At 58.2% G+C, this 19,015-nt stretch carries 18 protein-coding genes; 12 read left to right on the forward strand and 6 right to left on the reverse strand.

The window, feature by feature from the left end:
• The 5 genes from trpC to pyk all read left to right on the forward strand — a co-directional run bounded on the left by trpC (position 1) and on the right by pyk (position 5,404).
• Entirely contained in the window at positions 1-807 is an 807-nt protein-coding gene (trpC, locus tag HMPREF2708_RS01860) for an indole-3-glycerol phosphate synthase TrpC (RefSeq protein WP_070831590.1), read from the forward strand.
• A gap of 147 nt (positions 808-954) precedes the next feature.
• Positions 955-2,244, forward strand: coding sequence for a tryptophan synthase subunit beta (trpB, locus tag HMPREF2708_RS01865; RefSeq protein WP_005510336.1), 1,290 nt, complete (start codon positions 955-957; stop codon positions 2,242-2,244).
• The gene (trpA, locus tag HMPREF2708_RS01870) at positions 2,245-3,024 is read left to right on the forward strand and encodes a tryptophan synthase subunit alpha (RefSeq protein ID WP_070831592.1); all 780 of its coding nucleotides are present in this window, start codon (positions 2,245-2,247) and stop codon (positions 3,022-3,024) included.
• 7 nt (positions 3,025-3,031) lie between these two features.
• Positions 3,032-3,955: a prolipoprotein diacylglyceryl transferase gene (lgt, locus tag HMPREF2708_RS01875; protein WP_070831594.1), complete on the forward strand. Its 924-nt coding sequence runs from the start codon at positions 3,032-3,034 to the stop codon at positions 3,953-3,955.
• Between the two features lie 33 nt (positions 3,956-3,988).
• Positions 3,989-5,404 carry a pyruvate kinase gene (gene pyk / locus HMPREF2708_RS01880; protein ID WP_070831597.1) on the forward strand — a complete coding sequence of 472 codons (1,416 nt, stop codon included), beginning with the start codon at positions 3,989-3,991 and terminating at the stop codon, positions 5,402-5,404.
• A gap of 124 nt (positions 5,405-5,528) precedes the next feature.
• On the opposite strand, the gene HMPREF2708_RS01885 is transcribed toward pyk, so the two are convergent.
• Both HMPREF2708_RS01885 and HMPREF2708_RS01890 read right to left on the reverse strand, forming a co-directional pair.
• A complete protein-coding gene (locus HMPREF2708_RS01885) occupies positions 5,529-6,806 on the reverse strand; it encodes an amidohydrolase (RefSeq protein WP_070831600.1) in 1,278 nt (425 codons plus the stop codon).
• A gap of 45 nt (positions 6,807-6,851) precedes the next feature.
• Positions 6,852-8,201, reverse strand: a complete 1,350-nt coding sequence (locus tag HMPREF2708_RS01890) for a DUF4921 family protein (protein ID WP_070831603.1) — start codon at positions 8,199-8,201, stop codon at positions 6,852-6,854.
• Positions 8,202-8,314: 113 nt separating this feature from the next.
• Here HMPREF2708_RS01890 and HMPREF2708_RS01895 point away from each other — a divergent pair, with 113 nt between their 5' ends.
• The 3 genes from HMPREF2708_RS01895 to HMPREF2708_RS01905 all read left to right on the forward strand — a co-directional run bounded on the left by HMPREF2708_RS01895 (position 8,315) and on the right by HMPREF2708_RS01905 (position 11,155).
• Entirely contained in the window at positions 8,315-8,698 is a 384-nt protein-coding gene (locus HMPREF2708_RS01895) for a hypothetical protein (protein ID WP_070831606.1), read from the forward strand.
• A gap of 255 nt (positions 8,699-8,953) precedes the next feature.
• On the forward strand, positions 8,954-10,297 hold the full coding sequence (gene gdhA / locus HMPREF2708_RS01900; RefSeq protein ID WP_070831747.1) for an NADP-specific glutamate dehydrogenase: 1,344 nt from the start codon (positions 8,954-8,956) through the stop codon (positions 10,295-10,297).
• Positions 10,298-10,393: 96 nt separating this feature from the next.
• On the forward strand, positions 10,394-11,155 hold the full coding sequence (locus HMPREF2708_RS01905) for a sulfite exporter TauE/SafE family protein (protein ID WP_070831609.1): 762 nt from the start codon (positions 10,394-10,396) through the stop codon (positions 11,153-11,155).
• A 49-nt stretch (positions 11,156-11,204) separates the two neighbouring features.
• Here the strand turns inward: HMPREF2708_RS01905 and ehuA are convergent, their stop codons facing one another.
• From ehuA to HMPREF2708_RS01925, 4 genes are all read right to left on the reverse strand, one after another.
• Entirely contained in the window at positions 11,205-11,978 is a 774-nt protein-coding gene (gene ehuA / locus HMPREF2708_RS01910) for an ectoine/hydroxyectoine ABC transporter ATP-binding protein EhuA (RefSeq protein ID WP_070831612.1), read from the reverse strand.
• A complete protein-coding gene (locus HMPREF2708_RS01915; RefSeq protein ID WP_371326288.1) occupies positions 11,979-12,896 on the reverse strand; it encodes an amino acid ABC transporter permease in 918 nt (305 codons plus the stop codon).
• Positions 12,897-12,959: 63 nt separating this feature from the next.
• A complete protein-coding gene (locus HMPREF2708_RS01920; protein WP_070831620.1) occupies positions 12,960-13,853 on the reverse strand; it encodes an ABC transporter substrate-binding protein in 894 nt (297 codons plus the stop codon).
• A 217-nt stretch (positions 13,854-14,070) separates the two neighbouring features.
• Positions 14,071-15,405 carry an NAD(P)-dependent malic enzyme gene (locus tag HMPREF2708_RS01925; RefSeq protein WP_070831622.1) on the reverse strand — a complete coding sequence of 445 codons (1,335 nt, stop codon included), beginning with the start codon at positions 15,403-15,405 and terminating at the stop codon, positions 14,071-14,073.
• 308 nt (positions 15,406-15,713) lie between these two features.
• Here HMPREF2708_RS01925 and HMPREF2708_RS01930 point away from each other — a divergent pair, with 308 nt between their 5' ends.
• The 4 genes from HMPREF2708_RS01930 to HMPREF2708_RS01940 all read left to right on the forward strand — a co-directional run bounded on the left by HMPREF2708_RS01930 (position 15,714) and on the right by HMPREF2708_RS01940 (position 18,844).
• Complete coding sequence (locus HMPREF2708_RS01930; RefSeq protein WP_070831625.1) at positions 15,714-16,985, forward strand: O-acetylhomoserine aminocarboxypropyltransferase/cysteine synthase family protein; 1,272 nt, start codon at positions 15,714-15,716, stop codon at positions 16,983-16,985.
• Positions 16,986-17,185: 200 nt separating this feature from the next.
• Positions 17,186-17,944, forward strand: a complete 759-nt coding sequence (locus HMPREF2708_RS01935) for an Ltp family lipoprotein (protein WP_083321838.1) — start codon at positions 17,186-17,188, stop codon at positions 17,942-17,944.
• Positions 17,945-18,170: 226 nt separating this feature from the next.
• The gene (locus HMPREF2708_RS11085; protein WP_168168089.1) at positions 18,171-18,347 is read left to right on the forward strand and encodes a hypothetical protein; all 177 of its coding nucleotides are present in this window, start codon (positions 18,171-18,173) and stop codon (positions 18,345-18,347) included.
• Between the two features lie 143 nt (positions 18,348-18,490).
• Positions 18,491-18,844 (forward strand): hypothetical protein, encoded by a 354-nt coding sequence (locus HMPREF2708_RS01940; RefSeq protein ID WP_070831628.1) that lies wholly within the window; start codon positions 18,491-18,493, stop codon positions 18,842-18,844.
• Positions 18,845-19,015: the final 171 nt, after the last annotated feature.

Raw genomic sequence — 19,015 nt, forward strand, 5'->3', positions numbered from 1 at the left:
GTGGCTAACGTTCTGGACAAGATTATTGAGGGCGTGCGGGAAGATCTCGCTGCTCGGGAAGCCAAGATTTCCTACCGTGAAATCAAGGAGCTCTCGCTGAAGGCACCGTCGCCGATTGATGCCGTGGCGGCACTGGCAAAGCCTGGGGTGCAGGTGATTGCAGAGGTCAAGCGTGCCTCTCCGTCAAAGGGAGAGCTGGCTGACATCCCCTCGCCGGAAGTTTTGGCGGCAGAGTACGAGCAGGGTGGCGCGGCTGTCATTTCCTGTCTGACTGAGGAGCGCCGCTTCCGCGGTTCGCTCGCTGACCTCGATGCCGTGCGCCGCTCGGTGAACATTCCGGTGCTCCGCAAGGATTTCATCGTCACTCCGTACCAGGTCCATGAGGCCCGCGCGCATGGTGCTGACTTGGTGCTGCTGATGTGCTCCGCTTTGGATCAGCCGACGCTGGAGTCGCTGTTGGATCGCACCGAGTCGCTCGGTATGAACGCTCTGGTTGAGGCGCACACCGCCGAAGAGGTTGAGCGTGCCGAGGCCGCTGGTGCCAAGATTCTCGGCATCAACGCCCGCAATCTGAAGACCCTCGACGTGGACCTCTCCGTGTACGAACGCCTTGCACCGATGCTGCCGGATCACGTTGTGAAGGTGGCAGAGTCCGGGGTCAAGGGGCCGGAGGAACTGCGCTACTACGCCTCCCACGGCGCCGACGCGGTGCTGGTGGGAGAGGGGCTGGTCACCGCGGGCAAGCCGGGTGAGGCTTGCCGACGTCTCGTTGCCGCCGGTGTCCACCCGACACTCCGCAGCGAGTAGTGATAGTCCACGGTTGCGATAATCAGCTGCATCGCACCGCGAATTCCGCCTCATTTGGTTGCGTGTCATACCTGTTGTGGTGGCACACCACAGTTTCTTAGGCCTTATGTCCCCGCAATGGGTGGAGATAGTCCACAATAGATAACTGTGAGTGACCAAGATTTCAAGAATCATGATGCCCGCGGTGACCGCTTGCCTACGATGGGTGAGGTTATCGCGGAGACAACGAACCACGAGTCAGATGCCATTGGGCACTGGGGTAAGTGGGGCGGCCAGTTCGTGCCAGAGGCGCTGATGGCCGTCATCGGTGAGGTCACCGATGGCTACGCGAAGGCCCGCGTTGACCAGGATTTTCTCGATGAGCTCGACCGGCTACAGCGTACGTATGTCGGCCGTCCCTCGCCGCTGTACTACGCGGAGAAGTTCTCCGCTGACATCGGCGCTGACGTCTGGCTCAAGCGCGAGGATCTGAACCATACTGGCAGCCACAAGATTAATAACGTCTTGGGCCAAGTCCTGCTTGCCAAGCGCATGGGTAAGAAGAACATCATTGCCGAGACCGGTGCCGGACAGCACGGTGTTGCAACCGCCACCGCTTGTGCGCTGCTCGGCCTTAACTGCCGTATTTACATGGGTAAGGTCGACGCGATTCGCCAGCGTCTCAATATCGCCCGCATGCGCCTGCTTGGCGCCGAGGTTATCGAGGTCGAGATTGGCTCGAAGACTCTCAAGGACGCAATCAATGAGGCCATGCGTTTTTGGGTTTCACACGCCGATGACACCTACTACTGCTTCGGCACTGCAGCCGGTCCGCACCCGTTCCCAACAATGGTGCGCGACTTCCAGCGCATCATCAGCGCCGAGGCACGCCAGCAGATTCTCGCGGAGACCGGCTCGCTTCCCGACGCTGTCGTGGCCTGTGTTGGCGGCGGTTCTAATGCAATCGGCGCGTTCCACCACTTCATCGATGATGAATCGGTTCGCTTGATTGGCGCTGAAGCTGGCGGCGATGGTGTTGAGACCGGTCGCCACGCAGCCCCTATTTCGGCCGCCGGTAATCCGGGTGTGTTCCAGGGCTCGTTCGCCGCCCTGATGCAGAACGAGGACGGCCAGATTACAGAGTCGCATTCGATCTCTGCGGGGCTGGATTACCCGGGTGTGGGCCCGGAGCACTCTTATCTGGCTGATATTGATCGCGCGTCCTACCTGCCGGTGACCGATACCCAGGCGATGCAGGCATTCCAGGACCTGACTCGGATGGAGGGCATCCTGCCCGCTATCGAGTCCGCACACGCGGTGGCTGCCGCCCGACTCATCAGCGGTGATCTGAATGAAGAGCTGGGCCGTAAGCCGCTGATCATTGTCAATGTTTCCGGTCGCGGTGACAAGGATGTCGACACCGCTGCTAAGTGGTTTGATCTGATGGAGGAGTCCTAAATGAGTCTGAGTGACGTCTTTGACAAAGTCCGTGAGGAAAACCGCGCAGCATTTATCGGCTACTACCCAGCGGGTTTCCCGACCACCGATAAGTCGATTGAGAACATCAAGGCGATTGTCGACGCTGGCGCCGACATCATCGAGGTTGGTCTGCCTTTCTCCGACCCGATGATGGATGGTCCAACCATTCAGGATGCCGCCAACGTGGCTCTGGATGCGGGCTTCCGCACCCGTGAGATTATGCGTGTGGTCCGCGAAGTCACCGAGCACGGCGGTACCTGTGTGGTCATGAGCTACTGGAATCCGATTCTTCAGTATGGTCCGGAGCGTTTCGCTGAGGACTTGGCCGCCGCTGGTGGTCGTGGCACCATCATCCCGGATCTCATCCCCGAGGAGGCCGGCCAATGGCAGCGTGCAACTGAGGCCAATGGTCTGTCCAACATCATGTTGGTTGCTCCGTCATCGACCAACGAGCGTCTGCAGCTAACTGCCACTGCGTCGACCGGCTTCGTCTACGCCACTAGCCACATGGGTGTCACAGGGGCTCAGGCCAGCGTCGACTCGGCTGCCGGCAAGTTGGTTGCCCGCACACGTGAGGTTACCGATACACCGGTGTGCGTCGGTTTGGGTGTCTCCAATGGGGAACAGGCCGCGGAGATTGCCGAGTTTGCAGATGGCGTAATCGTTGGCTCGGCATTGATCAAGGCCGCGATGAAGAGCACCGATGACCTGGTAACGCTCGCCCGTGAACTCGCCGCGGGCGTACGAGGAGAGAGCTAGCGCATTTATGAGTTCCACCCTTGTTCTCGCTGAGACTGCAACCACGTATCTGGCCAACATTCCCTCTCCGCCGCAGGGGGTGTGGCAGTTAGGGCCGCTACCACTGCGCGGTTACGCGATTTCCATCTTGGTTGGCGTACTCGTCGGCATTTACTGGATGCAGCGCCGCTACGCGGCCAGGGGCGGAGACCCGGAGTTGGTCCTCGACATTGCCATTGCGGTTATTCCTGCGGGCATTATCGGCGGCCGTCTCTATCACGTCGCCACCGACTGGGAGAAGTACTTTGGCCCCGGCGCCAATCCCGCTGATGCACTGAAAATCACCAATGGCGGTCTCGGTATCTGGGGAGCTGTGGCGCTGGGGGTGCTGGCCGCGTGGGCGGTCGCTAAGTGGCGGAAGGTGCCGTTTGCGCCAGTTCTTGACGCGGCCGCACCCGCAATCATCCTTGGTCAGGCCATTGGGCGTCTGGGCAATTGGTTCAACCAGGAACTCTACGGTGGCCCAACGTCGCTTCCGTGGGGTCTGGAAATTTACCAACGAGTTGATGAGTTTGGCCGGGTTGCCCCTGTTACCGGAACGTCGACAGGCGAAGTGCTGGCCGTGGTGCATCCGACGTTCCTCTACGAGATGGTCTGGAACGTCCTCGCCTGTCTGGTCATTGTTTGGGCGGACCGAAAGTTCAAGATGGGCGGCGGCCGGGTCTTTGCTCTGTATGTCGCAGCCTACACTTTGGGGCGTTTCTTCATTGAACTCATGCGCGTCGATGACGCAACGCTGATATTCGGTGTGCGTATCAATAACATCACGTCGCTCGTGGTTTTTTTCTGCGCTGTAATTGGAATGTGGATTCTGCGAGCGAAGAGCCGCGAAACCGCAGCTGAAGTCAGGGGAGAGCGCGAGGCTGCCGAAGCTCACAGTGTTTCCAACTGACGCATAGGCCGTTAAGGGACTAGGCTGGAGGCCGTGCTTAGACGAACGAAGATTGTATGTACCCTCGGTCCAGCAGTTGCTTCGCTGGAGGGGATTACCGGGCTGGTCAACGCCGGCATGGATGTTGCCCGGCTGAATTTCTCTCACGGTGAGCATGAGGATCACGCTCAGAACTACCGCTGGGTGCGTGAAGCATCCGATGCTACGGGACGTGCGGTTGGTATTCTCGCCGATTTGCAGGGGCCAAAGATTCGCCTCGGTCGTTTTAAGGAAGGCTCGACGTATTGGGCTGACGGCGAGATTGTGCGCATCACCGTCGACGATGTCGAAGGCACGCACGACCGCGTTTCCACCACGTACAAGAACCTCGCTGATGATGCCCGTCCGGGCGATCGCCTGCTTGTCGACGACGGTAAGGTGGGCCTGGAGTGCATCGAGGTAGATGGCAATGATGTGGTGTGCCGTGTCATCGAGGGCGGTCCGGTCTCTAACAACAAGGGTGTTTCCCTGCCGGGGATGAACATCTCGGTGCCGGCACTGTCGGAGAAGGATATCGCTGACCTGCGCTTTGCCCTCAAGCTAGGGGTGGACTTCATTGCGCTGTCCTTCGTCCGTTCGCCTTCCGACGTCGAACTGGTCCATGCAGTCATGGATGAGGTTGGCCGTCGTGTCCCGATTATCGCCAAGCTGGAGAAGCCAGAGGCAGTCGAGTCTCTTGAGGCCATTATCCTGGCCTTCGATGCCGTGATGGTTGCCCGTGGCGACCTCGGTGTTGAGGTGCCGCTGGAAGATGTTCCGCTGGTTCAAAAGCGCGCTATTCAGATTGCCCGCGAGAACGCTAAGCCGGTCATCGTGGCCACCCAGATGCTTGATTCCATGATTGCGAACTCGCGCCCGACTCGTGCGGAGGCCTCCGACGTGGCCAATGCTGTGCTCGATGGCGCAGATGCCGTGATGCTTTCGGGTGAGACCTCGATTGGTAAGTACCCGCAGGCCACGGTGAAGACCATGGCTCGCATCGTTACCGCCGCTGAGCGCGAGGGCGAAGTTCCTGCGCTGACTCACATGCCGCGCACGAAGCGTGGTGTTATTTCCTACGCAGCTCGCGATATCGGTGAGCGCTTGAATGCCCGCGCTATGGTTGCTTTCACCACCTCGGGTGATACCGCTCGCCGTGTGGCACGTTTGCACTCTCGCCTGCCGCTGCTGGTATTCACTCCGAATCAGCAGGTTCGTTCGCAGCTTGCGCTGACGTGGGGCGCGGAGACCTTCTTGGTGCGCGAGGTTAACAGCACGGATGAGATCATGCAGGTCATCGATGAGCAGCTCTTGACCATGGAAAACTACAACGCTGGTGACACGCTGGTCGTTGTTGCTGGTACCCCTCCAGGAAATGAGGGCAATACCAACATGATTCACGTCCACGTTATTGGCGAGGACGCACGCTAGCTCTTTGGCACGTTTGAAAAGCCGGTAAGCCCTTTTGGGGCTTACCGGCTTTTTGCTAGAGCCTTTCGACCTGGGCTGTCTTTTTTGGCCCGGTGCGCGGTGGCAAGTGGCCGGCAAACAACCTTTATTTTGCCAGGTAGGACAGCACGGCGGCAGCGGCGGCAGAAGTTGCGGAGGTAGCCGTTGGCTTGAAGTCCGGCAGGAAGGTCGGCATGTGGTTTGACGGCACGTCTTCGACCACGCGATCGGCAGCAACGGCGGCTTCCCACGTATCTCGAGGTGTGGCGCCAACTGTCCAGTAGACATACGGGCAGTTCAGGCCACGGGGAAGGTCTGAGAAGTCCTCCGACGCCGTCCACGGCACAGCATCGGCGGAATCTTCGCCGAGAACAGCGTCCATGACCGGGCGAATCGTGGCAAACGCCTCCGAATCATTGTCAGTGACTTCGCCGTGATCCGAGTAGTCAATCACAGGTTCAACCTCAGTGCCGGAAGCCAGGCACTCGCCACGAACAACGCGCTCAATGCCCGCAATGAGCTTGGCGCGGACCTCGTTGGAGTAGTAGCGAATGTTCAGCACAATCTTGGCCTGACCTGGGATTGTGTTATTCGAATTGCCAGACTGCAGCGTGCCGACGGACAAAACACCAAACTCGTGGGGAGGAATCTCGCGCCCCACAATTCCTTGCAAGCGCAAAACGATTGCGGCCGCCAAGTACGTCGGGTCAATGGCGTTGTGCGGCATAGACCCATGTGCGGAGCGACCGGTCAGCATGATGCTGATGGTGTCACAGCCAGCAAGTGCCGGGCCGGGCATGGTCATAACCTGACCTGCGGGGCCGGGAACAATGTGCTGGCCGAAGCACACATCTGGCGTCGGGATGAGGTCTGCCAGGCCGTCGTCAATCATGGCCTGTGCACCGCAGGCCAGCTCCTCGGCGGGCTGGAACAGGGCAATGAAAGTACCCGACCACTCAGACTTAGTTGCTGCCATCAGGCTAGCCAGACCAAGACCGGCCGTCATGTGCATGTCATGGCCACAGGCGTGCATGACGGCGGTGGCGGAACCATCGCGGGCGGTACCGGTGGCAGAGGAAGCGAAGTCCACACCTGTTTCCTCGAAAACTGGAAGCGCATCGATATCAGCGCGGAATAGCACGGTGGGGCCGGGGCCATTTTCCATGACGCCAACGAGGCCGTGGCCACCGATTCCCTCGTGCACTGTGTAAGTGCCCAGGTCACGAAGAGCTCCGGCGAGATAAGCGGCAGTTTTCTCCTCTGCTTGAGACAGCTCCGGGTGCTGGTGCAGGTAGCGGTAGATTTCCCACTGCCTGTCCAACGGCACCCGGTGGGTAGAGATGAGGTCGCGAATGCGGCTCAGTCGTGCTTCATTGTTGCTCACCTGGATTAAGACTCCTAACTTCTATCTCTACTCCGTGCCAGAGACCTACAGCCGCGACCCGTCTTCGACGAGAGGGTTGTATTTCAGCGAATTGGGCTGGCACTGGCACTCGGTCGCAATGTGAATGCTGTCCGAGATCTTTCCGGTCTCCCGTAAACGGTACATCTCTGGGACGACGCGGTCGCGCAGATCCCATGGGGAGATCGTGTTCAGGTAAATCTTGGTGCCACCTTCAAAACCGGCCAAGTTTGAGGTGCGCCACTTAATCATTACGCGCCACGGCATGCGGGCATCCAAATCCACAGGACGGTGATGCCATTCCTCATTGCATGGAATGGTGGGGCCGGCAGCGGCATGACAGGCGTGAATCAGGTCCGACATCGCGTCAATCTCAGCCCGGGTTTGCAGCCACGGTTCACAGACATCCGACTTCGAGAAAATCTCGAGTGTGGGGTAGCGGTGTCCGAATCCTGCGAAAGCCACCGCGTGCTCGTTTTCCGCGATAACCAGGTTGTGGCGGGCCGCATAGTCCACTGCGTATTCGTTGTAGATATTCGGGTTCTTGCGCACCGCCTGCACTTCGCGCTTGAGCTGCTCGCCGTGCTCATCGATGGCCACAAGCTGCTTGTGCAAGTGATCGAAGCTCGCGCCTGCCGGCTTCAGCCAGTTTTGGAAAGCGGCCACATAACGCACGTAGCGGTTACGTCGGTACAGGTCAGCAATCGACTCGACGGTAAACGCAATGAGTGCGCGGTGCTCGGCAACGCTCAACGTGCCAGAAGAAGCCAGCTGGTTATCGTGAGTAGCGCCGTCGACAAAGTGGCGACGGGCAACAATCACATCGTGGCCGCCGGCGAAATAGCTTGGGGCGCGGCGCAGCAATTCCTCGTCGGAAAGCGCGCTGATTTCCTCTTCGCTGCGTCCAGCGGCGCGGTAGCGCGTGCGAATGATGTTGAGCACGTGCTCGCGGCCCTTCGGGTCGTCGAGGTAGGCCTCCATACGCTGCTGAGTCTCGCGGTCGGGCTCGAATCCGTAGTTTTCCGCCCAATAGTCATAGGAGACGATCTCGAACAGGTTGGGCACGCGGCGGAACTCCGCAGTGGTGTCGAAGAGCTGGTCGGGCAGTACCCCGGTTACCGTGCTGTAGCCGCCGAATACCGATTCGTCGAGAACGACACGGGCCTTCTCCGGTGGGGTTTGCAGCAGGTTGTTCCAGCCGAAGGCGTCGCGGGAGCCAAAATCCTCCTCACTCAGTGGCTGTGGATCCGTGTGCTTAATTCCCAATGGTCGATTGCCACGACCTGGGACTGTCCACACCTGAGTACCGGAAAAAGGATTGACTTGCTTCACCGTGCCGTCGGCAAGCGTGATGAGAGGATCGCTGAAAGCCTGCATAAGTTCAACACTACGTCGTTGCTGGCGGTCGGCGCGTCAACGTAGGGGGGGATAGGAGCTTGACGACGGTTAGCTATTGTCTGGCCGTCTCGCGTGACTTAGCCTGTGAAGTTATGTCGAAGATTGTTTTTCACTGCCTGGTGAAGCCGGCCGAATCGGAGGCGCTGGCCGAGGCATTTCGTACCAAGTTGAGTGAGTTTGACCGCGCCGGGCGAGTCAGTGATGTGGCTGTGTCGGTGGCGTCGGCGGACACTGACGCACAGTTGGTGGAGCAGTGGGAGCGCGAGAACCCGAAGGAGCCGCTCGGAGAGAGGAAGGTATTCCGTTATCTCTTGAGCTTCGATCAGCACGGTGGTTCTCTCAATGAACTCGCTATGGACCTCTCGGAGCTACTGACTCCGCGTGCAGAATTGCCCCCGGACCCGGTGCTGCGTGAGTTCGACGAATTACTCGAATCTGTTGCGACGTATCCCTGGAATGTTGCCGTATTTAGGTAATTTCCTACCTAATCGGTGAAAAGTGTAACCGGTCACAGTGGCGGTGCTTGGCTCGGAGAGCGGGTGTAGTGCGAAACACTACGAGTTTTCCCAGCAATATGCCGTTGTATAATTATGTCCGCTTCAATATCAACAGTTGCCCAGTCCTTGTGCACATAACCTGTGCCACCGAGATACGGCAACCGAGAAGTGGTTTACAACCGCGGACTGGTTGTTCTTCGTGGGCGCCATAATGGTTACGCAGAGAGGTTTATTTTGAATATCGAGCAGAAGGTTTCGGGACTCTATGACCAGATTCTTACCCGAAACGCCGGTGAGCCGGAGTTCCACCAGGCAGTGGCAGAAGTTCTGGAGTCCCTGAAGGTCGTCCTGGAAAAGGATCCACACTACGGTGACTTCGGCTTGGTTCAGCGTCTGTGTGAACCGGAGCGCCAGATTATTTTCCGCGTGCCGTGGGTCGATGACCAGGGCCAGGTCCAGGTCAACCGTGGCTTCCGCGTTCAGTTCAACTCTGTGCTGGGCCCGTACAAGGGCGGTCTGCGCTTCCACCCGAGTGTGAACCTCGGCATCATCAAGTTCCTGGGCTTCGAGCAGATTTTCAAGAACTCCCTGACCGGCCTGCCAATCGGCGGAGGCAAGGGCGGCTCCGACTTTGATCCGAAGGGCAAGTCTGAGCTGGAGATTATGCGCTTCTGCCAGTCGTTCATGACTGAGCTGCACCGCCACATCGGTGAGTACCGTGACGTCCCGGCCGGTGACATCGGCGTCGGCGGCCGCGAGATCGGCTACCTGTTCGGTCAGTACCGCCGTATGGCCAACCAGCACGAGTCCGGCGTTCTTACCGGTAAGGGGCTTACTTGGGGCGGTTCCCTGGTTCGTACCGAGGCCACCGGTTACGGCTGCGTCTACTTCACTGAAGAGATGATGAAGGCCAACGGTGCTGACATCAACGGTGCCAAGGTCATCGTTTCCGGTTCCGGTAACGTCGCCATCTACGCCATTAAGAAGGCTCAGGAGCTCGGCGCTACCGTCATCGGTTTCTCTGACTCCTCCGGTTACGTCTCCACTCCGAACGGTGTCGACGTCGAGCTGCTGAAGGAGATCAAGGAAGTTCGTCGTGCTCGCGTCTCCGAGTACGTGGCCGAGGCTGAGGGCGCTGAGTTCCACGAGGGTGGCAACATCTGGGAGCTCAAGGCCGATGTTGCACTGCCGTGTGCAACTCAGAATGAGCTGAGTGGCGAGTCCGCCAAGCTGCTGGTCGAAAACGGCTGCCGCTTCGTTGCCGAGGGCGCAAACATGCCGTCCACCCCGGAGGCCATCGAGGTCTTTAAGTCCAACGGTGTCCACTTCGCACCGGGCAAGGCTGCCAACGCTGGCGGTGTTGCTACCTCCGCTCTGGAGATGCAGCAGAACGCGACCCGCGATTCCTGGTCCTTCTCCTACACCGATGAGCGCCTGAAGCGCATCATGACCAACATCTTTAAAAACTGCGAGACCACCGCAGCTGAGTACGATCACGAGGGTAACTACGTGCTCGGTGCCAATATCGCAGGTTTTAAGAAGGTCGCTAACGCAATGCTGGCTCAGGGCGTCATCTAGTTCGCATCGAGTCCGCTAACGTCTCCGCTTTACGACGGGTTCCCGGAGACCCCGCCCGTGGAGTAGCCAAAAAGCCCACGCTGTAAACTCCCTCCCATGGAGTTATCAGTGTGGGCTTTTGTCTTTATCGTGGCAACGATTTTCATCGGGGCACTGATGCAGCGAGTAGCTGGCATGGGACTCGGCCTGCTGGGAGGGCCAGTCCTCTCACTGATTGCAGGCCCAGTAGCAGGTATTTTGATTATCAACGTGCTCGCCACCGTCAATGCGGTCATGCAGACTATCTCGGTGCGAGAAAACGTCGACTGGAAGAAGTTCTGGCTAATTGGTCCGGTGATGGCTTTTGGGGCGTTGCCAGGCGCCTGGGTGGTTCACAACACACCCAGCGGGCCACTCCAGGTTCTGGTCGGTGGGCTAGTGCTGCTTGCGCTGCTGGTGACATCCTTTATGCCTCACCGCATGCGTGTTGACGGCCCACAGTACGCCGTTGCCTCTGGCGTTGCCGGCGGCTTTATGAATACCTTGGCCGGCATCGCGGGCCCGGCCATTACCGTTTACGCACAGGCTTCCCGTTGGCCGGCGCAGACTTTTGCAGCCACGCTGCAGCCGCTTTTCTTTGTCTCCGGTGCGCTGTCTTTGGCATTCAAGGAGCTCAGCGCTGACGTCTCTGTCTTCGCCACCACGCCGGCATTGCTCTGGCCGCTGTGCTTGGCCGCCCTGGTGGTAGGTATATTTTTGGGCACTCGCATTTCTCGGCGAGTGCCCATTATGCAAGCCCGAAAGCTCGCGGTCATTCTGGCGACTACCGGCGCGGCAGTAACCCTGATTCGCGGTATTTCCGCAACTTTTGGCGCTTAGGTTTGCTGTTCCGCCTGCCAGCCTCCCCTGGCTGTTACTTTAACGGCTGTTACTTTAACAGCGAAGACAGGAAGTTGCGGGTGCGTTCGTGCTGTGGATTACCCAGCACCTCATCCGGGGTGCCCTTTTCTACGACCACGCCGTCAGCCATGAACACGACCTGGTCGGCGACTTCGCGGGCAAAGCCCATCTCGTGCGTCACGACGACCATGGTCATGCCCTTATCGGCCAAACCACGCATGACATTGAGAACCTCACCGACGAGCTCCGGGTCCAGAGCGGAAGTCGGCTCGTCGAAGAGCATGAGCTTCGGCTCCATGGCCAGAGCTCGAGCAATGGCAACACGCTGCTGCTGACCACCCGAGAGCTGAACAGGGTAAGCATCGGCCTTGTGCGCTAGACCAACAATGTCCAGCAGCTCCATGGCGCGCTTTTCAGCCTTCTCATGGGAGACACCCTTTACCAGCACTGGTGCCTCGGTGATATTCCCCAGCACGGTGCGGTGCGGGAACAGGTTGAAGTTCTGGAACACCATGCCGATATCGCGGCGCTGACGCGCAGCTTCGGCCGCAGAAATCTCGTAGAGGCGGCCGTTCTTCTCGCGGTAGCCAATCAGTGAACCGTCGACGTAGAGACGCCCAGCGTTGACCTTTTCCAGGTGGTTGATGCAGCGCAGCAGCGTGGACTTACCGGAGCCCGAAGGGCCAATGAGACAGGTAACCGTACCGCGTGGAACCTCCAGGTCGATGCCCTTGAGGACCTCGAGCCGGCCGAAGTTCTTACGAACCTTTTGCGCCTCAACCATCAAATCTTTGGTAGTCATTTACTGCGGATCCTCTCGGTAGAAGTGCTCTTCGTCCTTATCGACAACGCGAGTATTAGCAAGCGGCACACCTTCGGCGTCGGCAAGCGCGGCCAGCTGGCGGGCGGTGAGCTGGCGTGTAGCGCCGCGGGCGAAGTAGCGCTCAAGGTAGAACTGGCCGACCATCAGAATCGATGTGATGACCAAGTACCAGGTGGCGGCGACCAGCAGCATCGGCACCGGCAGGAACAGCGCGTTGGCGATGTCGGTGGAGCGACCGTAGAGTTCCAGCGAGAACGGCACTGCGATGACCAGCGAAGTGGTCTTCAGCAGGGAGATGAACTCGTTGCCCGTTGGCGGGATGATGATGCGCATAGCCTGCGGCAGGATGGTGCGGCGGACGGTCTGCCACCAGCTCATACCCAATGCCTTCGATGCCTCGGTCTGACCCTCTGGGACAGCCTGAATGCCGGCACGGACAATTTCAGCCATGTATGCGGACTCGTTCAAGCCGAGACCGACGAATGCCAGCACGAAGGTATTGGAGAGAATGGTGCTTAAATCAACCTCGGTAACGCCCAGGTCAATCGTCGAGTAGATAGTGCCGAGGAGACCCCAAAAGACCAGCTGCACGTAGACCGGCGTTCCTCGGAAAACCCACAGGTAGAACCAAGCAACTGTGGACAGCACGGGGTTTTCCGACATGCGGAGCACGGCGACGATGGCACCGCCGATGATGCCGATAAGCATGGCCAGGACCGTAAGAGCAATGGTCCAGCCAGCGGCAGCGGCGATTCGTGTGTCGAACAGGTACTGGAAGTAAACATCCCAGTGGTAGGCCTCGTTGCGGGCGGCACCGATGATGAACCACAGGAAGAGCACCAGCAGCACTGCTGCGGTAATCCAGCGACCCGGGTGTGGCAGCGGTTTGGCCTTAATTTCTTCGTTGAGTTCCGCCTGTGTGGCCTCGTAGCGGGCGCCAGACGCAGATGAGTCGCTCACTTAAAGTTCCTCTCCGTTAATAGTGGCGCGTTCCAAAGCACCGTCTTCCAAACCCCATGTGGTCAGGATTTGCTTGTACTGGCCGTTGTCGATGAGGTACTGCAGTGCCTGCTGCAGCACAGGGCCGAGTTCTGAATCCTTCGGAATAGCGAAGCCGAACGGGGCACCATCGTAGATATCTCCGGCAAGTTCGAGTTTGCCCTCAGAGCGATTGACCGCGTAGGCACTGACTGGTGAGTCAGCGGCCAATGCATCAGCACGCCCCAGCACCACGGTAGTAGCGGCGGTACCAGCATCCTGGTAGGCCAACTTATCGATTGGCGGCAAACCGCGATCCAGGCAGTCCTGGTTCTTTACCGGCAGGTCCTCCATGTCCGCGACAGTATTGCGCTGAACGGCAACGGTTTTGCCACAGTAGTTATCAGAGCTGGCGTCGCTGCCTGGGCGACGTGCCCACTGCAGGCCGGTATCCAGGTAGTCGACGAAGTCGTAAGTCTTGCGGCGCTCCTCGTTTGAGGTGAATCCGGATGCACCAACATCGACTGCGCCGGCCGACAGGGCCGGCAGAATCAGTGCGAAATCCTGTTCTTGGATTTCAATCTTCAGGTCCAAGACACTGGCCATGGCTCGGATGAGATCGATGTCGAAGCCGATGATGGAACCGGCGGAATCCTTAAACTCTGCCGGGGCGAATGTTGGGTTGGTGCCGATGCGTAACACTTCGCGCTTACGAAGATCTGCTGGGACCTGTTTCGCCAGTTCGGGGACCGCTGCCGGTTTGATTTCTGACCAGCCCTCGGGGTTACCGCTTTCGTCATTGGTGACGCAGCCTGTAAGCCCTAAGAACAAGGTCGCAGTCAGCGTGGCAGCCGCCAATGCGATGGGTCTTTTCATATCTGAATATGTTACCTAGGCGCAGTAATACCTTAAATTCCGGTACCCCTATTCAGCTGCGTCTTAGACTGGTGCAGGAGAACCACACACTTTTCAGGCTTCTGGGAGTGGGGAACTGCGGGCGTTGGTGCGAAGTATCTAACAAAAATCGGGCCTGAGCTAAGGAACAAAACATTATCCAGACCCGATTTACACGGGGGCTAAGCAGCGCCGGTTGCTAGTTTGCTTCAGCTACATTCGCGTCAGCAGCAGCAAACCCAGAGCCGGTGACATCGAGCGGCTCGACCGCGCCGGATGCCGGGTCGCTCAGCGCAGCATCGCGGACTGCCTTCGCCACAGCCGGCATGACGCGCGGGTCCAGCGCTGACGGAATAATACGGTCGGCACTCAGGTCTTCTACGCCGACACTTGCAATGGCTTGGGTAGCAGCCAGCTTCATGGCCTCGGTGATGCGCTTGGCGCCCGCCTCCAGCGCGCCACGGAACAACCCCGGGAAGGCCAGCACATTATTAATCTGGTTCGGGTGATCCGAGCGGCCAGTGGCCACGACGGCTCCGTACTTGCGGGCGACTTCCATCGGAATCTCCGGAATCGGATTGGCCAGCGAGAACAGAATCGGGTCAGCGGCCATCTGGCTAATCGCATCCTCGCCGATACGGCCGGCAGAGACGCCGATGAAAACGTTAGCGTCGACAAGCGCATCGTTGATCGAACCGGTGATACCGCGCGGGTTGGTCATGCCGGCGACCCACTGCTTGATGTCGCTAAGTGGCTCGCGGTTCGGGTGGATGATGCCGCGCGAATCGACGACGATGATGTCGGACACGCCAGCGGACAGCAGCATCTTTGTCGCAGCGACACCAGCGGCACCAGCGCCGGAGATGACCACGCGGAGATCCTGGAAGCTGCGGCCGGTCAGCTTGCAGGCGTTGATTAGGCCGGCTGCGATGACGATGGCGGTACCGTGCTGGTCGTCGTGGAAGATTGGGATGTCGAGCTCTTGGTCGAGACGCTGCTCAATCTCGAAGCAGCGAGGCGCGGAGATGTCTTCGAGATTCACACCGCCAAACGACGGTGCCAGCGCCTTGACCGTCTTGATGATTTCCTCCGTGTCGAGGGTATCCAGGACGATTGGCACTGCGGAGATACCGGCGAACTGCTCGAAGAGCTGGGCCTTTCCTTCCATAACTGGCAGTGCAGCTTTGGGGCCGATGTCGCCGAGGCCAAGGACTGCGGTGCCGTCGGAGATCACCGCGACGTTCTGGCCGGTCCAGGTGTAGGTGCGGGCCAGGGCCGGATCTTCGTGGATGGCCTCACAGACGCGGGCGACACCTGGGGTGTAGCTGATGGAGAGGTCGCGAATCGTCTCGAGCTTCATGGTCGAGTGCGAGCGGAGCTTACCGCCGCGGTGTGCCTCGAAGATTTCCGCATCTGTGATGGACGACGGATCCGTGGGGGCGGTGTCCTCCGGTACTGCGTGAAGCGGCGTCTTAGCGGAGTTCGCGTTCGCAGTGTGGTCGGAGGAGCTAGAGGAAGAATTCGCAGCAGGCATGATGACAGTCCAAAACGTGTTGAGTACTGAGTACTTTGTACTTTGAGAAAACTCGACCGCGGCGTGAGCTGCTGGTGGGCAGTGCGTAAAGCCGGGAGCAAGGCTGGCCGCTGATACGTAGTGGTGTGCGTAAAAACCAAACCAGTCTTGCTATACGGGATTGGTATCTCATTATATGGACGGTGGGGTGGAAAATAAAATCTTTGCGGTTGGGGGAGCGGGGGCGGAACCTTTCTGCTGAAGCTCAGTTTGCGTCACCACGCGCCCTATAATCAGAATTCAATCGATTGAAAGGCTCATTTCGTCCCATGCAAGATCAGACCAAGCTCATCCACGCCGGCTACGTACCAGGTAATAAAGACCCACGTCAGGTGCCGATTATCCAGTCGACGACCTACACGTTCGACTCCTCCGACGACATTGCTGCCGTCTTTGACGAACCAACTCACGCACTGATTTACTCCCGCTTCGCGAACCCAACGGTTATGGCCGTCGAAGAGAAAATCGCCGACCTTGAGGGAGGCGCCGCAGCAATGGCCACCACGTCCGGCCAGGCCGCAACTGCACTCGCAATCATGAACCTCTGCTCCGCGGGCGACTCGTTTGTCACCTCGTCGGAAATCTACGGTGGTACCTCGAACCTCTTCGCTACCACGCTGAAGCGCTTCGGTATCGAGGCAATCTTCGTCAATCAGAATGCCTCCGAGGAGGAAATCGCCGCAGCATTCAAACCGAACACCAAGGCGCTATTTGGTGAAATCATTGCCAACCCGGCGATGAGTGTGCTCGATGTCGAGAAGTTCGCCCGCATCGCCCACGGCCAGGGTGTACCGCTGATTGTCGACAGCACCTTCGCCACCCCGATTCTGTGTAAGCCCATCGAGCACGGCGCAGACATCGTCGTCCACTCCACTTCTAAGTACATGGACGGCCACGCGATCCAGGTCGGCGGCGTCATCGTCGACTCTGGCAAGTTCGATTTCACCAACGGCAAGTTCCCCGACTTTACCGAGCCCGACGAGTCCTACCACGGCGTCGTGTACACCAAGGACTACGCCGTCGCGCCGTTCGTCATTAAGGCGCGCATGCAGCTACAGCGCGACTTCGGCGCATACCCAGCAGCTCACTCCGCCTTCATGCTGAACCAGTCGCTCGAAAGTCTCGACGTTCGCATGCGTCGTCACTGCGAGAACGCACTGAAGGTCGCCGAATACCTCGAATCGCGCACGGATTTGCTTAACGACGTTCGTTACCCCGGCCTGAAATCTTCCCCATACTACGAGCTTGCTCAGAAGTACCTCGACGGAGCTTCCGGTGTGGTCACGATTGATCTCAAGGGTGGCCGTGAAGCTGGCACGACCTTCATGGATGCGCTGAAACTGGTGACCCGTCAGGTGCACGTGGCCGACTCCCGTTCCTGCGTGCTGCACCCGGCTTCCACCACACATCGCCAGGTTCCGGATGAGCAGCTGCCGTCGGTGGGGATTACCCCTGGTCTTGTTCGACTGTCCATTGGTTTGGAAAATGTTGACGATATTATTGCCGATATTGAGCAAGCGCTGGCCAAGGTTGAAGGCTAGTTTGTCGAGAGTTTAGCCAGGTCCAATCCCCGTTTGGCGGGGTAGGGCCTGGTTTTTTCTTACCTCCAGCGGGGGTATGGTTCGTGAATCGAAAATGTTTTTGTAGTGCGGAGAATCGAATCCGGGATTGCTGAGATAGTTCCAACTGACGACAGAGAGCTGTTCGTTTATTGCAACTTCTACGTAGGAGGCTTCTTACGATGTCCGATTCCACTTTCCCTCAGAACCCGCAGAGCCCACAGAACCCGTATGGCTCCCAGAATCCGTATGACTCCCAGAATCCGCAGGCTTCGCTGGGGCAGCAGCCCTACCAGCACAACCCGCAGGATCCGCTCGGTCAGCAGCTCTACCCGCAGGGTCAGTCGGCAGCTGGGCAGGTGCCTCCGGCTCCGAAAGAAAAGAAGAAGGGCGGCTGCTTCAAGTGGGGCGGTATCGCCGCGGGTGCTGTCGTGGTCCTAGCCGTGGCGGCCACCTTGACCGGTGGCGGCGATGCTGATTCGGGCTCCGATTCTGAAGCTGCGTCTCTCTTTGATTCGGACACTGCAGTTGCGGATGATTCTGGCTCTGTTGAGAATGCCGATTTCGCTGAGAATCCTGAGGCGGCTGTAGAGGGGCAGCAGGGCCAGGCGGAGAAGCAGGAAAAACAGGAAGAGAAGGTTCCGACCGAGCACAAGAATGCTCTCCGCAAGGCCAAGAGTTACTCGGATTTGATGCACATGTCGAAGGCCGGCATCTATGACCAGCTGACCTCGGAGTATGGCGAGAAGTTCTCGCCGGAGGCTGCCCAGTATGCAATGGACAACCTTGAAGTGGACTGGAATAAGAATGCACTGGAAAAGGCGCGCTCTTACCAGGATTCGATGGCAATGTCCCCGGATGCGATTTACGATCAGCTGACGTCGGAATATGGCGAGCAGTTTACCCCGGAGGAAGCTCAGTACGCGGTGGATAATCTGTAGCAGCGGGTTTTGTTTGTTGATGACGCCAATTGGCCAGAGCCCCAGTTGGATGCATGCTGCAAAAGGACGGTTTCCGCTTCACCAGAATGCATTTGCTGCACACTTAACGGCTCCTGGTGAAGCGGAAACCGTCTTAGCTGTTTTATGGCGTGCTCTGGCAGTTGAGCGACTGTCGGCAGCAAAACTTCGGCGCGGTGCAGATTGTGCCGAGAAAAATGTGGATTAGATGGCTGATTATGCATATTTCTCTAATGGCTCGTGGATGATAGGTGCTGCTGAAGGCGAGCCTGAAGGTAGTCCAGCTTATTTATTAACTGTTGGAGGAAAATGCATTAAGAAGACACACCAAGATTCACCAGAGATTGATGAGTTCATATCTCGTGCAGTCAAAGTGACCAAATGAGTAGTCGTAAACGAAAATAACTGTGAAAATGCTGCAGTATGGGCTGGATAATGCCTTTACTAAAATGTGTCGTACGGAGTTTGACTACCCGCTAAAACCTCCAGGTAGCGGCACATCCGAGGTAAGAAAGAGAGGGAAATCGTATGGCACTAGATGATGTTATGCCGGCGAAGGTGACATATATTGACCCTAGCCGAGTTCTCCCTGTTGACAATGAAATTGAATATGAGGCGTTTGATGCGGTAGCCGACAAACTCCTTCTGTTGCTTGGAAATACAGCACGACGGCACACGATGGAAGACTATGAGGACGGCGGATATCCTGCGGAGGCGCTCAATTCAGCGCTTTGTGCTATCCAAGTACCGATACCCCGAAGTGCTGTTGACATCATTCGGTCATACATCCCGAAGCTGAATGAGTTCAACGATGATTGGTTTGGTGTTGAGGAAGCGCTTGACAACGCGATTGAGCGCTGCGGAATTGATGAGTCCGCATAGTTGGCAAAACAGTTGATGCCCCGTTCCACTTGAACTGCTCCCCACTAGTCGGTAACTGATTTCTCAGTCCAACTAATGGGGAGCAGTTCATCGGTGGTGGCGGGGTTTTCTTATGCCCGAAAACAGAATTCGCCAGGAGGTAACCGCAGGACTCAGCAAGCAATACGTGGC

This window comes from Corynebacterium sp. HMSC073H12, assembly GCF_001837775.1.
Lineage (GTDB): Bacteria > Actinomycetota > Actinomycetes > Mycobacteriales > Mycobacteriaceae > Corynebacterium > Corynebacterium amycolatum.